The organism is Streptomyces peucetius (assembly GCF_025854275.1).
GTDB lineage: Bacteria > Actinomycetota > Actinomycetes > Streptomycetales > Streptomycetaceae > Streptomyces > Streptomyces peucetius_A.
This window is the reverse complement of record NZ_CP107567.1, coordinates 7,644,327-7,660,403: the sequence shown is the minus strand read 5'-3', so window position 1 is coordinate 7,660,403 and position 16,077 is coordinate 7,644,327. Positions and strand designations below refer to the sequence as shown.

Genomic DNA, 16,077 nt, shown 5'->3' with positions numbered 1-16,077 from the left:
GGGCGGATACCGGTCCGGGTGGATGCCGGTCGCCGAGGACGCCGGGCAGGCCGGCGGCGGCCCCCGGGGGCGGGTCAGCCGGTGGTGAGGCCCCGGGCCGTCCCGGCCAGGGTGTCGAGGACCGGGCGGATCAGCGGGTGGGTCTCCGCACCGCGCCGCACCGCGGCGAACACGCGGCGCGTGGCGGCCGGGCCCGCGACGGGGCGCACCACCGTGTCGCGCAGTTCCATGCCGCGCAGGGCGGAGCGGGGCACGAGGGCGACCCCGGCCCCCGCTCCGGCGAGGGCGACGACGGCGCGGAAGTCGTCGGAGGAGTGCACGAGCCGCGGCTCGAACCCGGCCAGCTCGCAGGCCAGCAGCACCATGTCGTGGCAGGGGTTGCCCGGGTACGGGCCGATCCAGTCGCTGTCGTGGAACTCGGCCAGCGCCACGCGCTCCTTCGCGGCGAGCGGATGGTCGGCGCGCAGGACCGCGTCGAACGGTTCCGAGTACAGCGGCACGCGGGCGAGCCGCCGGTCGTCGGCGCCGGGTGCGCCCCGGTACTCCACCGCGACGGCGAGATCCGCCTCCCCGTCGAGCACCAGGGGCAGGCTCTCGTCGCCCTCCGCGTCCCGCACGCGTACGCGGATCCCGGGGCGTGCCTGCGCCAGCCGGATCATGGCCGGGGCCACGACCTCGGCGATACCGGTGGCGAACGCGGCGACGCTCACCTCTCCGGCCGCGCCGTCCGCGTACGCGGCGAGTTCCGCCTCTGCCCGCTCCAGTTGCGCCAGGACGGCGTGGGTGTGGGTGAGCAGGATTTCACCGGCCGCCGTCAGCCGCATGCCCTTTCCGCTGCGGATCAGCAGGGCGTGGCCGGTCTCCTGCTCCAGCGCGTTGAGCTGCTGGGAGACGGCCGAGGGGGTCAGGTAGAGCGCGGAGGCCGCGGCGGTCACCGTACGGTGGTCCGCCACGGCCCGCAGGATGCGCAGCCGTCGGGGGTCGATCACCCGGCCATTGTCGCGCGTGCGTCGACGAAGGCCGCCACCGCCCGCTTCACGTCCTGCGTCGAGTGTGCGGCGGACAGCTGGACCCGGATCCGCGCCTGGCCCATGGGGACGACCGGGTACGAGAAGCCGATCACGTACACGCCGCGCTCCAGCAGCAGTTCCGCCATGCGTCCGGCTTCGGCGGCGTCGCCGATCATGACGGGGGCGATGGCGTGGTCGCCGGGAAGGATCTCGAAGCCGGCCGCCGCCATCTCGGTGCGGAAGAGCTTGGTGTTGGCGGCGAGCTTCTCCCGCAGGTCGCCGGCGGACTCGAGCAGGTCGAGCACCTTGAGGGACGCGGCGGCGATGACCGGGGCCAGGGAGTTCGAGAACAGATACGGCCTGGAGCGCTGGCGCAGCAGCTCGACGATCTCGGCGCGGGCGGCCACGTATCCGCCGGAGGCGCCGCCGAGTGCCTTGCCGAGGGTGCCGGTGATGATGTCGACGCGGTCCATCACACCGTGCAGTTCTGGCGTGCCGCGGCCGCCGGGGCCGACGAAGCCGACGGCGTGCGAGTCGTCGACCATGACCATGGCGTCGTAACGGTCGGCGAGGTCGCAGATCTCGGCGAGCGGGGCGACGTAGCCGTCCATGGAGAAGACGCCGTCGGTGACGATCAGCCGGCGGCGGGCGTCCTGTGTGTCCTTCAGCTGCTGCTCGAGGTCGGCGAGGTCGCGGTTGGCGTAGCGGTGGCGACGGGCCTTGGACAGGCGGATGCCGTCGATGATGGAGGCGTGGTTGAGGGCGTCGGAGATGACCGCGTCCTCGGGGCCGAGCAGGGTCTCGAACACGCCGCCGTTGGCGTCGAAGCAGGAGGAGTAGAGGATCGTGTCCTCCTGGCCGAGGAAGGCGGCCAGGCGCTGCTCGAGCTCCTTGTGGATCTCCTGGGTGCCGCAGATGAAGCGGACGGACGCCATGCCGTAGCCCCAGCGGTCGAGCGCGTCCTTGGCGGCGGCGACGACCTCCGGGTGATCGGCGAGGCCGAGGTAGTTGTTGGCGCAGAAGTTGAGGACGTCACCGGGGGCTCCGCCGGCGGTGACGGCGACGGAGGCGCTCTGCGGGGTGCCGATGACCCGCTCGGGCTTGTAGAGACCGGCGTCGCGGATCTCGTCGATCGTGGCGCGGAGGTCGTCGCGGACGGACGCGTACATGAGGCTTCTCCTGGGTGCGTGGGCGCGGGGCGCGGGACCGTCAGACGGTCCAGTCGAGGATGATCTTGCCGCTGCGGGCGGTGGCGGCCTCGTCGAAGGCCGCGTCGAAGTCCTGGTAGCCGTAGCTGCCGGTGATCACGGGGCTGAGATCGAGGCCGCCCTCGAGCAGGACCGTCATGGCGTACCAGGTCTCGAACATCTCGCGGCCATAGATGCCCTTGATGGTGATCATCGACGTGACGACCTTCGACCAGTCGACGGCGAACTCCTGCGCGGGCAGGCCGAGCATCGCGATGCGGCCGCCGTGCGTCATGTTGTCCAGCATGTCGCGCACGGCCTCCGGGCGGCCGGACATCTCCAGGCCGATGTCGAAGCCCTCCTTGAGACCGAGCTGTCGCTGCGCCGCCGCGATGTCGGTCTCGGCGACGTTGACCGCGAGGGTCGCTCCGACCTTGCGGGCGAGCTCGAGCCGGGACTCGCTGACGTCGGTGATGACGACGTTGCGCGCGCCGGCGTGCCGGGCGACGGCCGCGGCCATTATCCCGATGGGCCCGGCGCCGGTGATCAGGACGTCCTCACCGACGAGGGGGAAGGAGAGGGCGGTGTGCACGGCGTTGCCGAAGGGGTCGAAGATCGCGGCGACATCGAGGTCCACCTGCGTGCGGTGCACCCACACGTTGGACGCGGGCAGTGCCACGTACTCGGCGAACGCCCCGTCGCGCCCGACGCCGAGGCCGATGGTGCTGCGGCACAGGTGCCGGCGGCCGGCCAGGCAGTTGCGGCACTTGCCGCACACCAGGTGGCCCTCGCCGCTGACGACGTCGCCGACCGCGATGTCGTTCACGTCCGCGCCGACCGCGGCGACCTCGCCCACGAACTCGTGGCCGAGGACCCGGGGCGTGGCAACGGCCTGCCGGGCCCAGCCGTCCCACGACCTGATGTGCAGGTCGGTGCCGCAGATGCCGGTGCGCAGCACCTTGATGAGCACATCCCCGGGACCGGTCTCCGGCTCGGGGACGTCCATGAGCCACAGCCCTGGCTCGGCATGCTGCTTGACAAGTGCCTTCATCGATGCGGCTCCAGGCATGGGGGGACGGACGGTTCACGGTGACCGGATATCGAAAATACGGCCCCGGTCAGTGGACGGGCTCCAATTTGCCCAGCTCGGAGCGTCACGTCCATCGAGGTTTTCTTAAGCGGGCCAACAGCGCAGCTTCATGCCCGCGCCGCCCGTCGCCGCCACAGCCGCCCGAACAGGCTCGGTGCCCTCCTCCGCGACGGGGCCGGTGCCGTCGGCGAAGGCGCCTCCCGCCCGGTCGCGGCGGGCACCCGGGCCCTGGAGGCGCCTGCCGTGGAGAGGCGTGCCCCGGACGGCCGTGCCGTGGGATCGGGTGCCTTCGGTCCCCGCCGGCGCCCCGGCGGGTGGTGCCGGGCGGGGCCGGCTGCCGTGGACTGTGGCCGGTGCCCGGGTGCGGGACGCGGGGCCGGGGACTCCTCGCGCGCCTGCCGCAACGCATGGGCGAGGCTCGTCCGATGCCACAGGATCTCGTCCGGGTCGTCGGCCTGCCGCAGCCGCTCCACGATCTCCTGTCCGGCGGGCGACTTCGGCCTGGCCGGCACGAGCTCCGGGCGGAGCACACGCAGACGGGAACGCTCGTAGGGATCGCGGACGACCTCGGCGATCGTCACAGGATCGAGCATGGCCGCGATCGCCGCGGCCCGCCCCCAGGGGTCATTGCCGAGGCGCAGCAGTTGCCCGAGCCGGCGTCCCCGCCAGTTCCGCGGGCGGCGGTCCTCCCCCGCCGCCAGCGCGGCACGGACCTGCGGCGGCGCCACGCCGGTCAGCAGCGCCGGGTGGTGACGAGCGAAGTCCCGCACCTCTTCCGCGAGGTATTGCCACACCACGGCGTGGTAGCGGTTGACGTAGAAACGGACCGGTGTGAGGTGGCCCGTACGGGCGAGGTTGAAAAACCTGCCCTGGCTGATCGAGGCGAGGGCCGCGCCGTCCGCCGTACCGACGGTCCGCACCCGCTCCCGGAGTGACTCCGGGAAGCCCTGCCTGTCCCGGAGCCGTTCGATCTCCCGCCGGTCGAAGCGCGGTGTTCCGCCGCGTCCGTCCGGCAGCGCGCGCACCCGTCCCAGCTGGACGGCGAGTGCGAATTCGCCGCGTCGCAGCCCCAGTTCCTGTGCCGCCCGGCCGAGTGCCAGACTGGTGGTCGCTGCCTGCCGTACCGTCATGCCGGTCTCCCCCGTGAGCTGTGAATACTCTCGGTGACGACCGTAGCCCGAAGCGGGGACATCCCGCCGCGGCCTGTGGACAACTCGTCCCGGCGCTGTTCAAACGTGTCAGAAGGGACTGCCGTCCGGCTGGCGCGCGTCGACCGCGAGGTGTTCTCCCACCCGGTTGACCATGAGCGTCATCTCGTAGGCGACCTGGCCTATGTCGGCCTCGGCGTCGCTGAGGACGCACAGGCAGCTGCCCTCCCCCGCGGCCGTCACGAACAGCAGCGCGTCGTCGAACTCGATCATCGTCTGGCGTGCCCTGCCCGCCCGGAAGTGGCGGCCCGACCCCCTCGCGAGGGAGTGCAGACCGGAGGAGACGGCGGCGAGATGTTCCGCGTCCTCACGTGCGAGGCCCGAACTCGCGCCGGTCACCAGGCCGTCGTTGGAGAGCACGAGTGCGTGCCTGATGTGTTCGACCCGTTCCGTCAGGTCGTCCAGCAGCCAGTCGAGTCCCTTGTCCAACGCCATGGTCGATCGTCCTCCCCGCTGTTCCGTTCCCCGTGGCCTCGCGTTCGCCCGGTCAGCCTTTCGCACGCGGCGGCGCACGGCAAGGTGCCCCGGGCAGCCCCGTCAGTACGGCGGTCCGCAGGAGTCGAGCATGCGGGTCGTGTGGACAGGCCGGTCCGCAGCGGCCGGGTCTCGCTGACCGCGCCGACAAGAGTGGTCTCGCCGACGCCGACGCGGCCAGGATCTTCAGCACGAGGGCGGTGCGGTGGTGTCCCGCCGGCGCTGTCGGGGTCTGGGAGTCCATCGGCCGCGTCGCTCCGGCGGAACCCGACCGCGTGCCGCGGCACGGCGGTGGCCCGGCGGCAGGCATCACGCGTCGGGCATTCCGGCGTCGGCACCGGGACCGCGCACGGGCGGCATGACGCACCGGGCCCGGATGACGGATCATGGGGCCCATGGCCGACGATCGTACGAACGACCACAGCCGGGTGCGGGAGTTCTTCGGAGCCCGGGCCGCGGCCTGGGACAGCCGCTTTCCCGACGACGACCCCGCCTATGCCGCCGCCGTCGGCGAGATGGGGCTGCGCGCCGGTGACGCCGTGCTCGACGCCGGTTGCGGCACGGGACGCGCCCTCGAACCGCTTCGTGCGGCCGTGGGCCCGTCCGGTACGGTCCTCGGTGCCGATCTCACGCCCGAGATGCTGGACGCCGCCCGGCGGGCCGGACGTGACCGCAGCGGCCTGCTGATGCTCGCCGATGTGGCCCGGCTGCCGCTGCGCGGCGGTTCCCTTGACGCGGTCTTCGGCGCCGGACTGATCTCCCATCTGCCGCAACCGGCGGAGAACCTGCGGGAGCTGGCCCGGGTGGTGCGGCCCGGCGGGCTGCTGGCGCTGTTCCATCCGGTCGGCCGGGCCGCTCTCGCCACGCGCCAGGGGCGGCAGGTCACCCCGGACGATCTGCGGGCCGAGCCCAACCTGCGTCCGCTTCTGTCCCGTTCGGGCTGGCGGCTGACCTCCTACGCCGACGAGGACGACCGGTTCCTGGCGCTGGCCGTACGGCAGGAGAGCGCCGCCGAAGCGTGAACGGCTCGTGGCCGAGCCGAGCGCGGATCGGCGCGGGCCGCACAGACGCCTGATCAGCGCGGAGCGAGGCCGCTGTGAAAGCGTCGGGGTTGTCGAACATGACGTTGCGCCCGGCGCCCCGGACCGTCACCACCCGTACCCGTGGGTGACCAGCTCGTCGTGGCAGGGCAGGTCGCCGCTGTGCTCCTCCTGGAGACTGTGCGGTCCCCCGCGCGCTCCAACAGGATCCGGCGCATGGTGGGCCGCGTGCCCGGACGAAGCCGGTGGCGCTGCGGTGCAGGGCGAGAGGGCCGGCGAGCCGCATGATGACCGCACAGAGAGGGCCGACCCGCTCCAGCACCCGGCCGAAGCCGCCATCGTGGACGAACCCCCTACTCGGTGAACGACGCGATACCACTGCTGCCCGCGGTGCGCGGCGGATCGCGATTACCGTGCTGCGCCGTCGGCCGGCCTTCCTGGAGGAGCGGCGAGCTTCTTCCACGACGGTGGTCGGCCCTTGCGGACGTAGGGGCTGGACGACCCCTTCCGGCGCGGCATCCTCATCGTCGCGCGGGCCACGACCACGGCCGAACTCGCATGACTCCGGGAGACCGTCGACGCACTCGAGCAGGAAGACGCGCTCGGACAGGAGAGCGCTCTCGGACAGAAGGCCGGTAGGCGCCAAGCTGTCCCGAGGCACCCTCGTCACCGTTCGAACGCGGTGCGAAAATGGAGGACTTCACAGTTCGGCGGCGTCCGCCGCCCCGAGGAAGGTTGGTCGCCGTGCTCGCTCGGTTCCGTGGTTTTCTGGCTCGCCGCCCCGCCCGTACGAAGACGTCCGGGCCCTCCCGCCGGCACAACGTCTTCGAGGCGGCCGCCACGTATGTGTCGGCGTGCGTGGCGGACGACGAGGACCGGATGAACGAGGCGACGGGCTGGGTCGCCCCCGACGCGCTCGTCTTCGGCCTCAACGAACTGGCCTGCCGTGCCGTGACCGCGCTCGCCCACGAGCGGAACGAGCCCGTGGAGACCGTGGCACGTGACCTTCTCGGGCTTCCGCGGGCTGAGCGGGCGGGATCGAATTAGCCGCCGCCCACTCTCGACGTGCGGGTTACCCACTGGTTAAGGTGCGCCGACGAACGATGGGCAGGGGAGGTTGCCGTGGCCGGCGCGGAAGACACCGTCGACGACGACTCGCTGTATGTGCTGACCGCGGTGCTGCTCACACCCGCGCAGTTCCCGAGCGTGCTCGGCGACGACTACCCGGCCGCCTGCGAGGCGCTGGCCCTCGAACCGTACGCCGAGGGCTACGGGCTGGTCATCGGCCAGGACTCCGGCGGTGCCCGCTGGACGGTCGTGGTCGACGACGTGTCGCTCGTCGCCGTCGCCATCGCCTCGTGGGACTGCGGAATGGACTACGACCGAGCACAGTGTGGTGGCGGCGCTGCCGGGCTGGCCGCTGGCCGTCGCCGTCGCCGCGCCCGGGGTTCCGGCGCCGCACGACCCCGCCCCCGAGGAGGGCGACCGGCCGCCGCTCGCCCCGCCCGACCCGGACACCTGGGGCCCTGCCCAGCGGCGGCTCGGCGCGGACGAGGTGGCGCTGCAGTGGGCGCAGTGGCGGGCCCAGATCGACGACGCCGAGGCGGGGACCGCCTCGGGCCCACCCCTGGAGGGGCGCCCACAGCCGCGTGAGGCTGTCCGCCGCGCCCTGGAGGAGGCCAGGGTGTACGTGGAGTCGGCACCGCCGCCGGGCCGGGTGCGCTCGTCTTTCGCGCCGGGCGGCGCCAGGACGCTGCGCGCGGACGGGCCCGGCTGGTCGCTGGTCGCCAGGACCGACGACATCGCGTTCCTGCTGCTGGACGAGGAGCCGGGGGAGGTCGTCCCGGTGGGCCGCGGCCCGGAGCTGCCGGGGCTGCTGGAGGCGCTGGAGAAGGTGGCCGTCCACCCGTCCTGAGGCCGCCCCTCCTGAGGTCTTCGTCCCCGAGGGCGCACGCCGACACGTCGATGCGAGAGGCCCCGGGCGGCAAGGGCCCGGCCCCGGAACGGAACGCGCCGGCACCCGGGCCCTGGGGCCCGGGTGCCGTTCAGCGGTCTGCCGGCCGTGCGGTCAGCGGCCGATCTCCTTGCGGGACACACGCCGCAGCCTGCGGCGCTGGCTCGGGTCGAGCATCAGGTACGCCACCGTCGGCACACCGAGCACCACCAGCAGCGACAGCCAGAATCCGAGCAGCGGCATCAGGAGCAGGCCGACGGCCACTCCCCCGATCACGATCTTTGTGCGTGTCGACATTTCCGACGCCTCCTCCGCGGCCGTGGCCGCTCCTGTCATGAGAACGTGCACACTCGCCCCAGGGTTCCACTATGCGGCTGTTCGCAGCGGTTCGCCGACCTCGTGCAGGTGGGCGAGGGCCTGGCGGTACGACTCGACGAGCCCGGTCTCCGTGAACGGGATGTCCAGCGAGCGGCAGTGTGCGCGCACCAGCGGCTGGGCGAGCTTCAGGTGCGGGCGGGGCATGCTCGGAAAGAGGTGGTGCTCGATCTGGTAGTTCAGACCGCCGAGGAACCAGTCCGTGACGTGGCCGCCGCGTATGTTGCGCGAGGTGAGGACCTGCCGGCGCAGATGACCCCAGGCCTTGCCGGTCTCCTCGTCGGGCATCTCCATGCCCTTGTGGTTCGGGGCGAAGGCCATGCCGAGGTGGAGGCCCAGGACCATCTGGTGCACGAGCGCGAACAGCACCGCCTGCCCGAGGGGCATGGTGGTCAGCAGCAGGGTCGCGTAGGCGGCGACGTGCGCGAGGAGCATCGCGCCCTCGAGGACGCGTCCCCCGCGCGACTGGCGGCCCCCGCCGCTTCGGGAGAACACGGCGCGGAAGCCGTAGACCTTGAGCGCGATGCCCTCGAGCGTGGTGAGCGGGAAGAACAGCCACGCCTGGTGACGGGTGAGCCAGCCGCTCACTCCGGCACGGCCCGCCGTGTGCTTCTCGCTGAAGACGAGGACGTCGGCCGCGACGTCGGGGTCCTTGTCGAGGTGGTTCGGGTTGGCGTGGTGCCGGTTGTGCTTGTCGTTCCACCACTCCTGGCTCATCCCGAGCAGCAGGTTGGCGTGGACCAGCTGGATGATCCGGTTGGTGCGGCGGTCCGCGGCGATCTGCGCGTGTCCGGCGTCGTGACCGAAGAAGGCGGCGCGGGTGGAGAACAGGGCCAACAGCGGCGCGAGGAGCAACACCCACCAGGAACCCCCGGCCAGCGCCACTCCGGCGACGACGGCGGCGAGAGCCGCGAGGTTCACGATGATGCCGCGCGCGTACCAGCCGGTGCGGCGCTCCAGCAGCCCCTGCTCCTTGACGGTCCGCAGCAACGGTGCGAATTCACTGCCGGCGGGCCGGGCTGCGATAGGGGCGGCGGGCGGGGCGAGGACGGCGGTGCCCTGGGGCATGGTGGGTCTCCGGTCTGTGGACGACGGGTGCGCCGGATACGCGCGAGCGCGAAAGACGTGTGGGTGCGCCGGATGCGCGAACTGTCCGACTGCTCCGGCCTGACAAACGTATGGACCGGGGGCCCTTCGGGGCGATGGCGCCACCCCCCGGGTCCCGCGGGGGCAATCCCGCTGTCCGGGGTGGCGCTGACTGCACCCTCGACGGTACGGCAGCCGGAGCCCGGCCGTGGAGTGAGCCATGTCACCGGTCGCCGGCCCCCGGGGCGGGGCCCGGTGTTGTACCCTCGGCGCTTCGGTCTCCGCAGTAGTCAAATTTGAGGACAGTCATCGCCGTGCATGTCGACCTGCCCGCGCTCACCGCACTCACCCGCTGCTCGGCCGTCTTCATCCCGGGCGATCCGGCCCGTACCGGCCATGTCGCGTTCTGGCACCCGGACGGGGACGCGCTGCCCGTCGGCGACGACGCGCTCCGGCCCCTCACTGTCGTCACGGCCGGCCTCCGCACCACCGAAGTACCCGCGCTGCTGCTGCCCGTGGGGGACGCGCTGCCGGTCCTGACCCGGGCCCGCGCCGCCGGCGGCGCCTCCGGGTCGGCGGCGTTCTGGGGGGCGGCGGCGGTGCTGGCGCTCCAACTGGCCTCGCGTGGACTGCTTCTGCCCGGTCTGAGCCCCACCGGCATGGACAGCTGGCGGGCGGGCCCGCTCGCGCCCGAGGACCTGGAGCGGCTGCGGACGCTGGCCGCCTCCATGCCGCCCGCCGCCCATGCCGTCCCCCTGGACCCGGCGGCCGGGACGCTGCTGCTGCCCGAACCGGAGGGCCTGCTGCGCCGGTTCCTGGACGCGGTCGCGGACGGCCTGCCCCGCTCACCCGCCGCCCCCCTCGCCGCCGGGGGCGCCGCGTTCGCCGCGCAGGAACCCCAGCACCTGCCCGGTCTGCGGGCCTGGGCCGCGGACATCGCCGCCGGGTACGACGCCGGCGTGCGCCTCTCCCTCCGGGTCGAACTGACGGGCCTGGAACGCGACGAAGAACCGGCCGGCCCGGAGCACGACGGAGCGGGGGGCGAAGCTCCCGCGTTCCGTGCGGTGCTGCAGATCCACGGCGTCAACGACGCCGCGCTCGTGGCCGACGCCGCCGACGTGTGGGCCGGCACCGGTGCCGCGGCAGCCGGGTTCGGGCCGCGGGCCCGGCTGGACGCGCTCCTCGCGCTGCGCCGCGCGGCCCGCGCCTGGCCGGCGCTGGCGCCCCTCCTCCAGGCCGCCGTGCCCGACGCCGTCGAACTCGCCGACGAGGAGGTCGCGGAGCTGCTGGGCGAGGCGTCACGAGCGCTGGCTGCCACCGGTGTCCAGGTGCACTGGCCGCGGCAGCTCGCCCGCCGGCTGACCGCGCGTGCGGTGATCGGCTCTCCCGGCGGGGACGGGCACGGCCTGGACGAGCGCTCCTCGGGCCTTCCGTCGTTCCTGTCCGCGGACGCCCTGCTCTCCTTCGACTGGCGTTTCGCACTGGGGGACCACCAGCTCACCCGCGCCGAGCTCGACCGGCTCGCCGAGGCGGGCCGGCCCGTGGTGCGGCTGCGCGACGCATGGGTCCTCGTCGATCCGGCGGAGGTGCGACGCGCCCGTGAGAGCCAGGACCGCAAGATGTCCCCCGTCGACGCCCTCGGCGCCGTACTGACCGGCACCACCGAGGTGGACGGGCGCACGGTCGCTGTGGAGGCGTCCGGCGCGCTCGAACGGCTCCGCGCGCGGCTCGCCGATCCGGAAGGAGGGCCGCAGGACGTGGCCCAGCCGGCGGCGCTCGCGGCGAGCCTGCGCGACTACCAGCTGCGCGGTCTGGGCTGGCTGCACCGGATGACGTCCCTCGGCCTCGGCGGCTGCCTCGCCGACGACATGGGACTCGGCAAGACCATCACGCTCATCGCACTGCATCTGCACCGGCAGACCGACGCCTCGGCCGCCGGCCCGACCCTGGTCGTCTGCCCGACGTCCCTGATGGGCAACTGGCAGCGCGAGGTCGAGAAGTTCGCCCCCGGCACCCCGGTACGGCGCTTCCACGGCGCCGCCCGTTCCCTGGAGGGCCTCGCCGACGGCGAGTTCGTCCTGACGACGTACGGCACGATGCGTCTGGACGCAAAGCGGCTCGCCGGCGCCTCGTGGGGCATGGTGGTCGCCGACGAGGCGCAGCACGTCAAGAACCCGTACTCGGCCACCGCCCGGCAGCTGCGCACCATCGGCGCGAAGGCACGGGTCGCCCTCACCGGCACCCCCGTGGAGAACAACCTGTCCGAGCTGTGGGCGATCCTCGACTGGACGACGCCCGGTCTGCTCGGGCGCCTCGGAACCTTCCGCAGCCGCTACGCGCAGGCGGTCGAGGGGGGCACCGACCCGGCGGCCGCCCGCCGACTGGCCGCGCTGATCCGGCCGTTCCTGCTGCGCAGGCGCAAGTCCGACCCGGGCATCGCGCCCGAGCTGCCGCCCAAGACCGAGACCGACCGGGCCGTGTCCCTGACGCCGGAACAGGCGGGGCTGTACGAAGCGGTGGTGCGCGAGACCCTCACCGCGATCTCCGGGGCGGACGGCATGGAGCGGCGCGGTCTGGTGGTGAAGCTGCTGACCTCGCTGAAGCAGATCTGCAACCATCCCGCGCAGTACCTCAAGGAGGAACGGCCCAGGATCGCGGACCGCTCGGGCAAACTCGAACTGCTCGACGAACTGCTGGACACCATCCTGGCCGAGGACGCGAGCGTGCTCGTCTTCACGCAGTACGTGCGGATGGCGCGGCTGCTGGAGGAGCATCTCGCCGAGCGCGGCGTGCGGACGCAGTTCCTGCACGGCGGCACTTCGGTGCCGGAGCGGGAGGCGATGGTGGCCCGCTTCCAGAACGGTGAGATCCCGGTGTTCCTGCTGTCGCTGAAGGCGGCGGGCACCGGCCTGAACCTCACCAGGGCCGAGCATGTGGTGCATTACGACCGGTGGTGGAACCCGGCCGTCGAGGCGCAGGCCACCGACCGTGCCTACCGGATCGGGCAGGACCGGCCGGTGCAGGTGCACCGGCTGATCGCCGAGGGCACGATCGAGGACCGGATCGCCCGGATGCTGGAACGGAAGAAGGACCTGGCGGACTCGGTGCTCGGTTCCGGCGAGGCGGCCCTCACCGAACTGACCGACGACGAACTGGCCGAGCTGGTCGAACTGCGAGGAGCTGGACGATGAACGCACCCGACGGACGGGACCTCGAGCGGACCTTCGCCGCGCTCCCGCCGGCCCACGGCAGGGGTTTCGCGCAGACATGGTGGGGCCAGGCCTGGATCAAGGCCCTGCAGGACACGGCGCTCGACGGCGAGCAGCTGAAGAAGGGCCGCCGGCAGGCACGGCAGGGCGCGGTCGGCGCCGTCTCCGTCCGGCCCGGACGGATCACCGCGGTGGTACGGGACAGCGACGGCACGGCGTACCGCAGTGACGTGCTGCTCCAGGAGCTGAGCGAGCAGGACTGGGAACGGTTCCTCGACATGGCCACGGACCGGGCGGGTCACATCGCGGCGCTGCTCGACCGGGACATGCCGCCGCACCTGGTGGAGGACGCCGCCGCGGCCGGTGTGGAACTCCTGCCCGGTATCGGCGACCTGGAGCCCGGGTGCAGCTGCGAGGCGTGGGACCACTGTCCGCACACGGCGGCCCTCTGCTACCAGGTGGCCCGTCTGCTGGACCAGGACCCGTTCGTGCTGCTGCTCATGCGCGGGCGCGGGGAGCGCCGTCTGCTGGACGAACTGCAGTTGCGCAGCGTGGCCCGGGCTCAGGAGCCGGCGGCCGAAGAGGCGACGACGCCGGGCGGTGTACGCGCGGACGAGGCGTTCGGAGCGGGGAGCATCCTGCCTCCGCTGCCCCCTGCGCCCCCGGTGCCCGACGAGCCCGGACCGGCCCCGGCCCTGGACACTCAGACACCTCCGGGGCACGGACTGGACACCGCGGCGCTGGAGTTCCTCGTCGCGGACGCGGCGGCGCGCGCCCGTCTCATGCTGGCGCAGGCCCTCGCGCCCGGGCATGACGAGCAGCCTCCGGAGCCGGAGCCGTCCCAGGACCGGGACGCGGTGCGGATGGCCGCTTCGGTGCCGGGCCCGGTGATCACCGGCCGGCTCGCCGCCGCGACGGGAAGGACGCGCGCCGACGTCGAACTGGCCGTTCGTGCCTGGCGGTTCGGCCGAGCCGCCGGACTGGCGGCGCTGGAGGAGGAGTTCACACCCGACGCGGTGCTGCGGGCACGGGCGGAGCACGCGCTCGCGGCCGCCTGGGCGGAGGCTGCGGACGCGGACCGGCCCCGGCTGCGTCCCGCGGGGCCGGCCCGCTGGACGGTCGTCGGCGCCGGGACGCAACTGCGCCTGGGGCCGGACGGCCAGTGGTGGCCGTTCCGCAAGGAAAGGGGCGTGTGGGCACCGGCCGGTCCCGCCTCGCCCGATCCCGCCGAGGCGCTGGCGGGTGCCCTCGGAGAGAGTGCCTGACGGGCGGCGGACCGCACGGCTGAGCCCCAACTCCCGTTCATATCAATAACCGTTGGCTACCGACGTGTCCTTCCGCAGTTCACTCGGCCGCCAGTACCGTAGGGCCGCGAGGCTCTCACGGGCCTTGTCCTGCCGCGCTCCCCTCCCCCCACCAGGAGAAGGCCCTGTGGACCGCAGAACTCTGCTCCGGGGCGCCGCCGCCGCGGCGTCCGTCCCCGCTCTGCTGTCCACGCCGCCGGCCCGGGCCGCCACCCGGGCGGGCACCGACTATCCGTACGCCGAGTGGGTGCCGGCCTCCTCGGGCAACTTCACCGCCTCGAACAGGCCTTCCTCCTTCCCGGTGCGGTACGTCGTCGTGCACGTGACGCAGGAGACCTACGCCGACACCCTGGCGATCTTCCGGGACCCGGCGAGAAAGGTCTCGGCGCACTACGTGGTCCGCTCGTCCGACGGACATGTCGCACAGTGCGTCCGGGAGCGCGACGTCGCCTGGCACGCCGGCAACTGGAACTACAACACCTGGAGCATCGGCATCGAGCACGAGGGGTGGGTGGACCGGCCGGCGTACTTCACCCATGCGATGTACGAGCGGTCGGCGGCGCTCACGGCGTCGGTCTGCGACCGGTACGGCATCCCGAAGGACCGGGCGCACATCATCGCCCACTCCGAGGTGCCCGGAGCCACCCACACCGATCCGGGCCCGAACTGGGACTGGGTGCGCTACATCCGTCTCGTGAACTTCTCGTGACCCGGGCCGCCGGCGCCGCGCGGTACTCGCCGGTCGGCGGCCCGGTCGTCAGTGGCCGGCCGGCGTCATCCTGGCGAACGCCTGCGCCCGCGCCGCCTCCAGCAGGGCGAGCAGCACCGTCTTGCTGGAGTTGCGGTCACGGACGTCGCACAGCATGACGGGGGTGGCGGGGTCGAGCGCCAGTGCGGACCGGACCTCCTGGGCGGTGCATTCCCGCCTGCCGTCGAAGCAGTTGACTCCCACCGCGAAGGGGATCTGGCGCTCCTCGAAGAAGTCCACCGAGGCGAACGAGGCGTCCAGTCGCCGGGTGTCTGCCAGGACCACGGCCCCCAGCGCACCCAGCGCCAGGTCGTCCCACATGAACCAGAAGCGGTCCTGGCCGGGGGTGCCGAACAGATAGAGCACCAGCTGGGGGGAGACGGTGATCCGGCCGAAGTCCATCGCGACGGTGGTCGAGTGCTTGCCCTCGACACCGGCCAGATCGTCGATCCCGTAGCTCGCCTCGGTGATGCGTTCCTCGGTCTCCAGGGGAGGCACCTCGCTGACCGAGCCGACCATGGTGGTCTTGCCCACGCCGAAGCCCCCCGCGATGAGGATCTTCAGAGCCGTCGGCATGACCGGCTCAGAGCTGGCGGATAGCATCCATCACCCTTTCGATGAGTTCCACGCTCGGCTTCTCCGTCTCGTCGGGCGGGGACTGGACCAGGATCAACGAGGAGTTCAGCAGGTCCCCGCAGAGGACTTTCACCACACTCACCGGCAGATCGAGGTGAGCGGCGATCTCCGCCACCGCCACCGCGCGCTCACGGCAGAGATCCAGGATCTCGGCCGACTCCGGCTCCAGGGGCTCGTGCCCCGCGTCGTCCAGGGACCTGGTGACGACGAGCGTGATCAGCGCGAACGCGTGCTGACTGTGGCGGGTACGGCCGCCGGTGATGGCGTACGGCCGGACATGGCGTCCGGCCCCCTCGTCGTCGGACCACCGCGCCTCAGGCATCCTGAATGTGACCGTGGAAGGAAGCCTGCACGCGGGGCGCGGCGCTGAGGTACTTGCCCACCTGCTTGACGAGCGTGCCCATCTCGAACGCCATCATCCCGACATCCACTTCCTCCGAGGCGATCGCGGCCAGCCTCGCTCCTCTGCCGGCCGCGGTGACGAACAGGAACGCCTTGTCCATCTGGATGACCGTCTGCTGGACCTCTCCGCCGTGGAAGTGGCGCGCGGCGCCGCGGGCGAGGCTGTGCATGCCCGAACCGACTGCCGACAGATGTTCGGCGTCGTCCCGGCCGAGGCCCTTCGATTTACCGATAAGAAGGCCGTCCCCGGAGAGGACGATGGCGCAGCGGATCTCCGGGATCTGCTCGACGAGGCTGTCCAGCAGCCAGTCCAGCTGGGGAGTGGCTCTTACCTGCTCAGTCATTACTGATTTT

Annotated in this window: 15 protein-coding genes and 2 pseudogenes; 7 read left to right on the top strand and 10 right to left on the bottom strand. The window is 72.6% G+C overall.

Translation table 11 applies throughout. The annotated features are described in order from the left end of the window. Positions 1 to 74 precede the first annotated feature (74 nt). From OGH68_RS34615 to OGH68_RS34595, 5 genes are all read right to left on the bottom strand, one after another. Complete coding sequence (locus OGH68_RS34615; RefSeq protein WP_264249476.1) at positions 75 to 989, bottom strand: LysR family transcriptional regulator; 915 nt, start codon at positions 987 to 989, stop codon at positions 75 to 77. Continuing rightward, a complete protein-coding gene (locus tag OGH68_RS34610) occupies positions 986 to 2,179 on the bottom strand; it encodes a glycine C-acetyltransferase (RefSeq protein ID WP_264249474.1) in 1,194 nt (397 codons plus the stop codon). Before OGH68_RS34610 ends, OGH68_RS34615 begins: the two co-directional genes overlap by 4 nt. Before the next feature lie 40 nt (positions 2,180 to 2,219). Continuing rightward, the gene (tdh, locus tag OGH68_RS34605; RefSeq protein WP_264249472.1) at positions 2,220 to 3,248 is read right to left on the bottom strand and encodes an L-threonine 3-dehydrogenase; all 1,029 of its coding nucleotides are present in this window, start codon (positions 3,246 to 3,248) and stop codon (positions 2,220 to 2,222) included. Between the two features lie 146 nt (positions 3,249 to 3,394). After that, the gene (locus OGH68_RS34600) at positions 3,395 to 4,417 is read right to left on the bottom strand and encodes a DUF6397 family protein (protein WP_264249471.1); all 1,023 of its coding nucleotides are present in this window, start codon (positions 4,415 to 4,417) and stop codon (positions 3,395 to 3,397) included. Positions 4,418 to 4,525: 108 nt separating this feature from the next. Further along, positions 4,526 to 4,930 (bottom strand): roadblock/LC7 domain-containing protein, encoded by a 405-nt coding sequence (locus OGH68_RS34595; protein ID WP_264249470.1) that lies wholly within the window; start codon positions 4,928 to 4,930, stop codon positions 4,526 to 4,528. A 434-nt stretch (positions 4,931 to 5,364) separates the two neighbouring features. On the opposite strand from OGH68_RS34595, the gene OGH68_RS34590 reads away from it, so the two are divergent. The 4 genes and pseudogenes from OGH68_RS34590 to OGH68_RS34575 all read left to right on the top strand — a co-directional run bounded on the left by OGH68_RS34590 (position 5,365) and on the right by OGH68_RS34575 (position 7,924). Beyond that, positions 5,365 to 5,991, top strand: a complete 627-nt coding sequence (locus OGH68_RS34590; protein ID WP_264249468.1) for a class I SAM-dependent methyltransferase — start codon at positions 5,365 to 5,367, stop codon at positions 5,989 to 5,991. Between the two features lie 431 nt (positions 5,992 to 6,422). Beyond that, positions 6,423 to 6,571 (top strand): annotated as a pseudogene (locus tag OGH68_RS34585) (PadR family transcriptional regulator); the annotation flags it as partial. Positions 6,572 to 6,744: 173 nt separating this feature from the next. Continuing rightward, the gene (locus OGH68_RS34580; protein WP_264249467.1) at positions 6,745 to 7,056 is read left to right on the top strand and encodes a hypothetical protein; all 312 of its coding nucleotides are present in this window, start codon (positions 6,745 to 6,747) and stop codon (positions 7,054 to 7,056) included. 75 nt (positions 7,057 to 7,131) lie between these two features. Further along, a pseudogene (locus OGH68_RS34575) lies at positions 7,132 to 7,924 on the top strand (hypothetical protein). Between the two features lie 153 nt (positions 7,925 to 8,077). Here the strand turns inward: OGH68_RS34575 and OGH68_RS34570 are convergent. Together OGH68_RS34570 and OGH68_RS34565 are read right to left on the bottom strand one after the other, a co-directional pair. After that, positions 8,078 to 8,260 (bottom strand): hypothetical protein, encoded by a 183-nt coding sequence (locus OGH68_RS34570; protein ID WP_264249466.1) that lies wholly within the window; start codon positions 8,258 to 8,260, stop codon positions 8,078 to 8,080. Positions 8,261 to 8,329: 69 nt separating this feature from the next. Next, the gene (locus tag OGH68_RS34565; protein ID WP_264249464.1) at positions 8,330 to 9,406 is read right to left on the bottom strand and encodes a fatty acid desaturase family protein; all 1,077 of its coding nucleotides are present in this window, start codon (positions 9,404 to 9,406) and stop codon (positions 8,330 to 8,332) included. Between the two features lie 332 nt (positions 9,407 to 9,738). Between OGH68_RS34565 and OGH68_RS34560 the strand changes: the two genes are divergently transcribed. The 3 genes from OGH68_RS34560 to OGH68_RS34550 all read left to right on the top strand — a co-directional run bounded on the left by OGH68_RS34560 (position 9,739) and on the right by OGH68_RS34550 (position 14,646). Then, complete coding sequence (locus OGH68_RS34560) at positions 9,739 to 12,615, top strand: DEAD/DEAH box helicase (RefSeq protein ID WP_413471066.1); 2,877 nt, start codon at positions 9,739 to 9,741, stop codon at positions 12,613 to 12,615. Further along, entirely contained in the window at positions 12,612 to 13,898 is a 1,287-nt protein-coding gene (locus tag OGH68_RS34555) for an SWF or SNF family helicase (protein ID WP_264249463.1), read from the top strand. The genes OGH68_RS34560 and OGH68_RS34555 overlap by 4 nt, the downstream gene beginning before the upstream one ends. Before the next feature lie 166 nt (positions 13,899 to 14,064). Then, on the top strand, positions 14,065 to 14,646 hold the full coding sequence (locus OGH68_RS34550) for an N-acetylmuramoyl-L-alanine amidase (RefSeq protein WP_264249461.1): 582 nt from the start codon (positions 14,065 to 14,067) through the stop codon (positions 14,644 to 14,646). 48 nt (positions 14,647 to 14,694) lie between these two features. On the opposite strand, the gene OGH68_RS34545 is transcribed toward OGH68_RS34550, so the two are convergent. The 3 genes from OGH68_RS34545 to OGH68_RS34535 are packed head-to-tail and all read right to left on the bottom strand — an operon-like array spanning position 14,695 to position 16,067. Further along, a complete protein-coding gene (locus OGH68_RS34545; RefSeq protein ID WP_264249459.1) occupies positions 14,695 to 15,288 on the bottom strand; it encodes a GTP-binding protein in 594 nt (197 codons plus the stop codon). Further along, the gene (locus OGH68_RS34540) at positions 15,269 to 15,643 is read right to left on the bottom strand and encodes a DUF742 domain-containing protein (RefSeq protein ID WP_264249458.1); all 375 of its coding nucleotides are present in this window, start codon (positions 15,641 to 15,643) and stop codon (positions 15,269 to 15,271) included. The genes OGH68_RS34545 and OGH68_RS34540 overlap by 20 nt, the downstream gene beginning before the upstream one ends. Beyond that, positions 15,636 to 16,067, bottom strand: a complete 432-nt coding sequence (locus tag OGH68_RS34535; RefSeq protein ID WP_264249457.1) for a roadblock/LC7 domain-containing protein — start codon at positions 16,065 to 16,067, stop codon at positions 15,636 to 15,638. Before OGH68_RS34535 ends, OGH68_RS34540 begins: the two co-directional genes overlap by 8 nt. Positions 16,068 to 16,077 lie beyond the last annotated feature (10 nt).

Coding starts and splice junctions, on each gene's coding strand:
- OGH68_RS34565 (WP_264249464.1), bottom strand. CDS start 9,406: ATGCCCCAGGGCACCGCCGTCCTCGCCCCGCCCGCCGCCCCTATCGCA.
- OGH68_RS34595 (WP_264249470.1), bottom strand. CDS start 4,930: ATGGCGTTGGACAAGGGACTCGACTGGCTGCTGGACGACCTGACGGAA.
- OGH68_RS34610 (WP_264249474.1), bottom strand. CDS start 2,179: ATGTACGCGTCCGTCCGCGACGACCTCCGCGCCACGATCGACGAGATC.
- OGH68_RS34535 (WP_264249457.1), bottom strand. CDS start 16,067: ATGACTGAGCAGGTAAGAGCCACTCCCCAGCTGGACTGGCTGCTGGAC.
- OGH68_RS34555 (WP_264249463.1), top strand. CDS start 12,612: ATGAACGCACCCGACGGACGGGACCTCGAGCGGACCTTCGCCGCGCTC.
- OGH68_RS34590 (WP_264249468.1), top strand. CDS start 5,365: ATGGCCGACGATCGTACGAACGACCACAGCCGGGTGCGGGAGTTCTTC.
- OGH68_RS34540 (WP_264249458.1), bottom strand. CDS start 15,643: ATGCCTGAGGCGCGGTGGTCCGACGACGAGGGGGCCGGACGCCATGTC.
- OGH68_RS34570 (WP_264249466.1), bottom strand. CDS start 8,260: ATGTCGACACGCACAAAGATCGTGATCGGGGGAGTGGCCGTCGGCCTG.
- tdh (WP_264249472.1), bottom strand. CDS start 3,248: ATGAAGGCACTTGTCAAGCAGCATGCCGAGCCAGGGCTGTGGCTCATG.
- OGH68_RS34600 (WP_264249471.1), bottom strand. CDS start 4,417: ATGACGGTACGGCAGGCAGCGACCACCAGTCTGGCACTCGGCCGGGCG.
- OGH68_RS34545 (WP_264249459.1), bottom strand. CDS start 15,288: ATGCTATCCGCCAGCTCTGAGCCGGTCATGCCGACGGCTCTGAAGATC.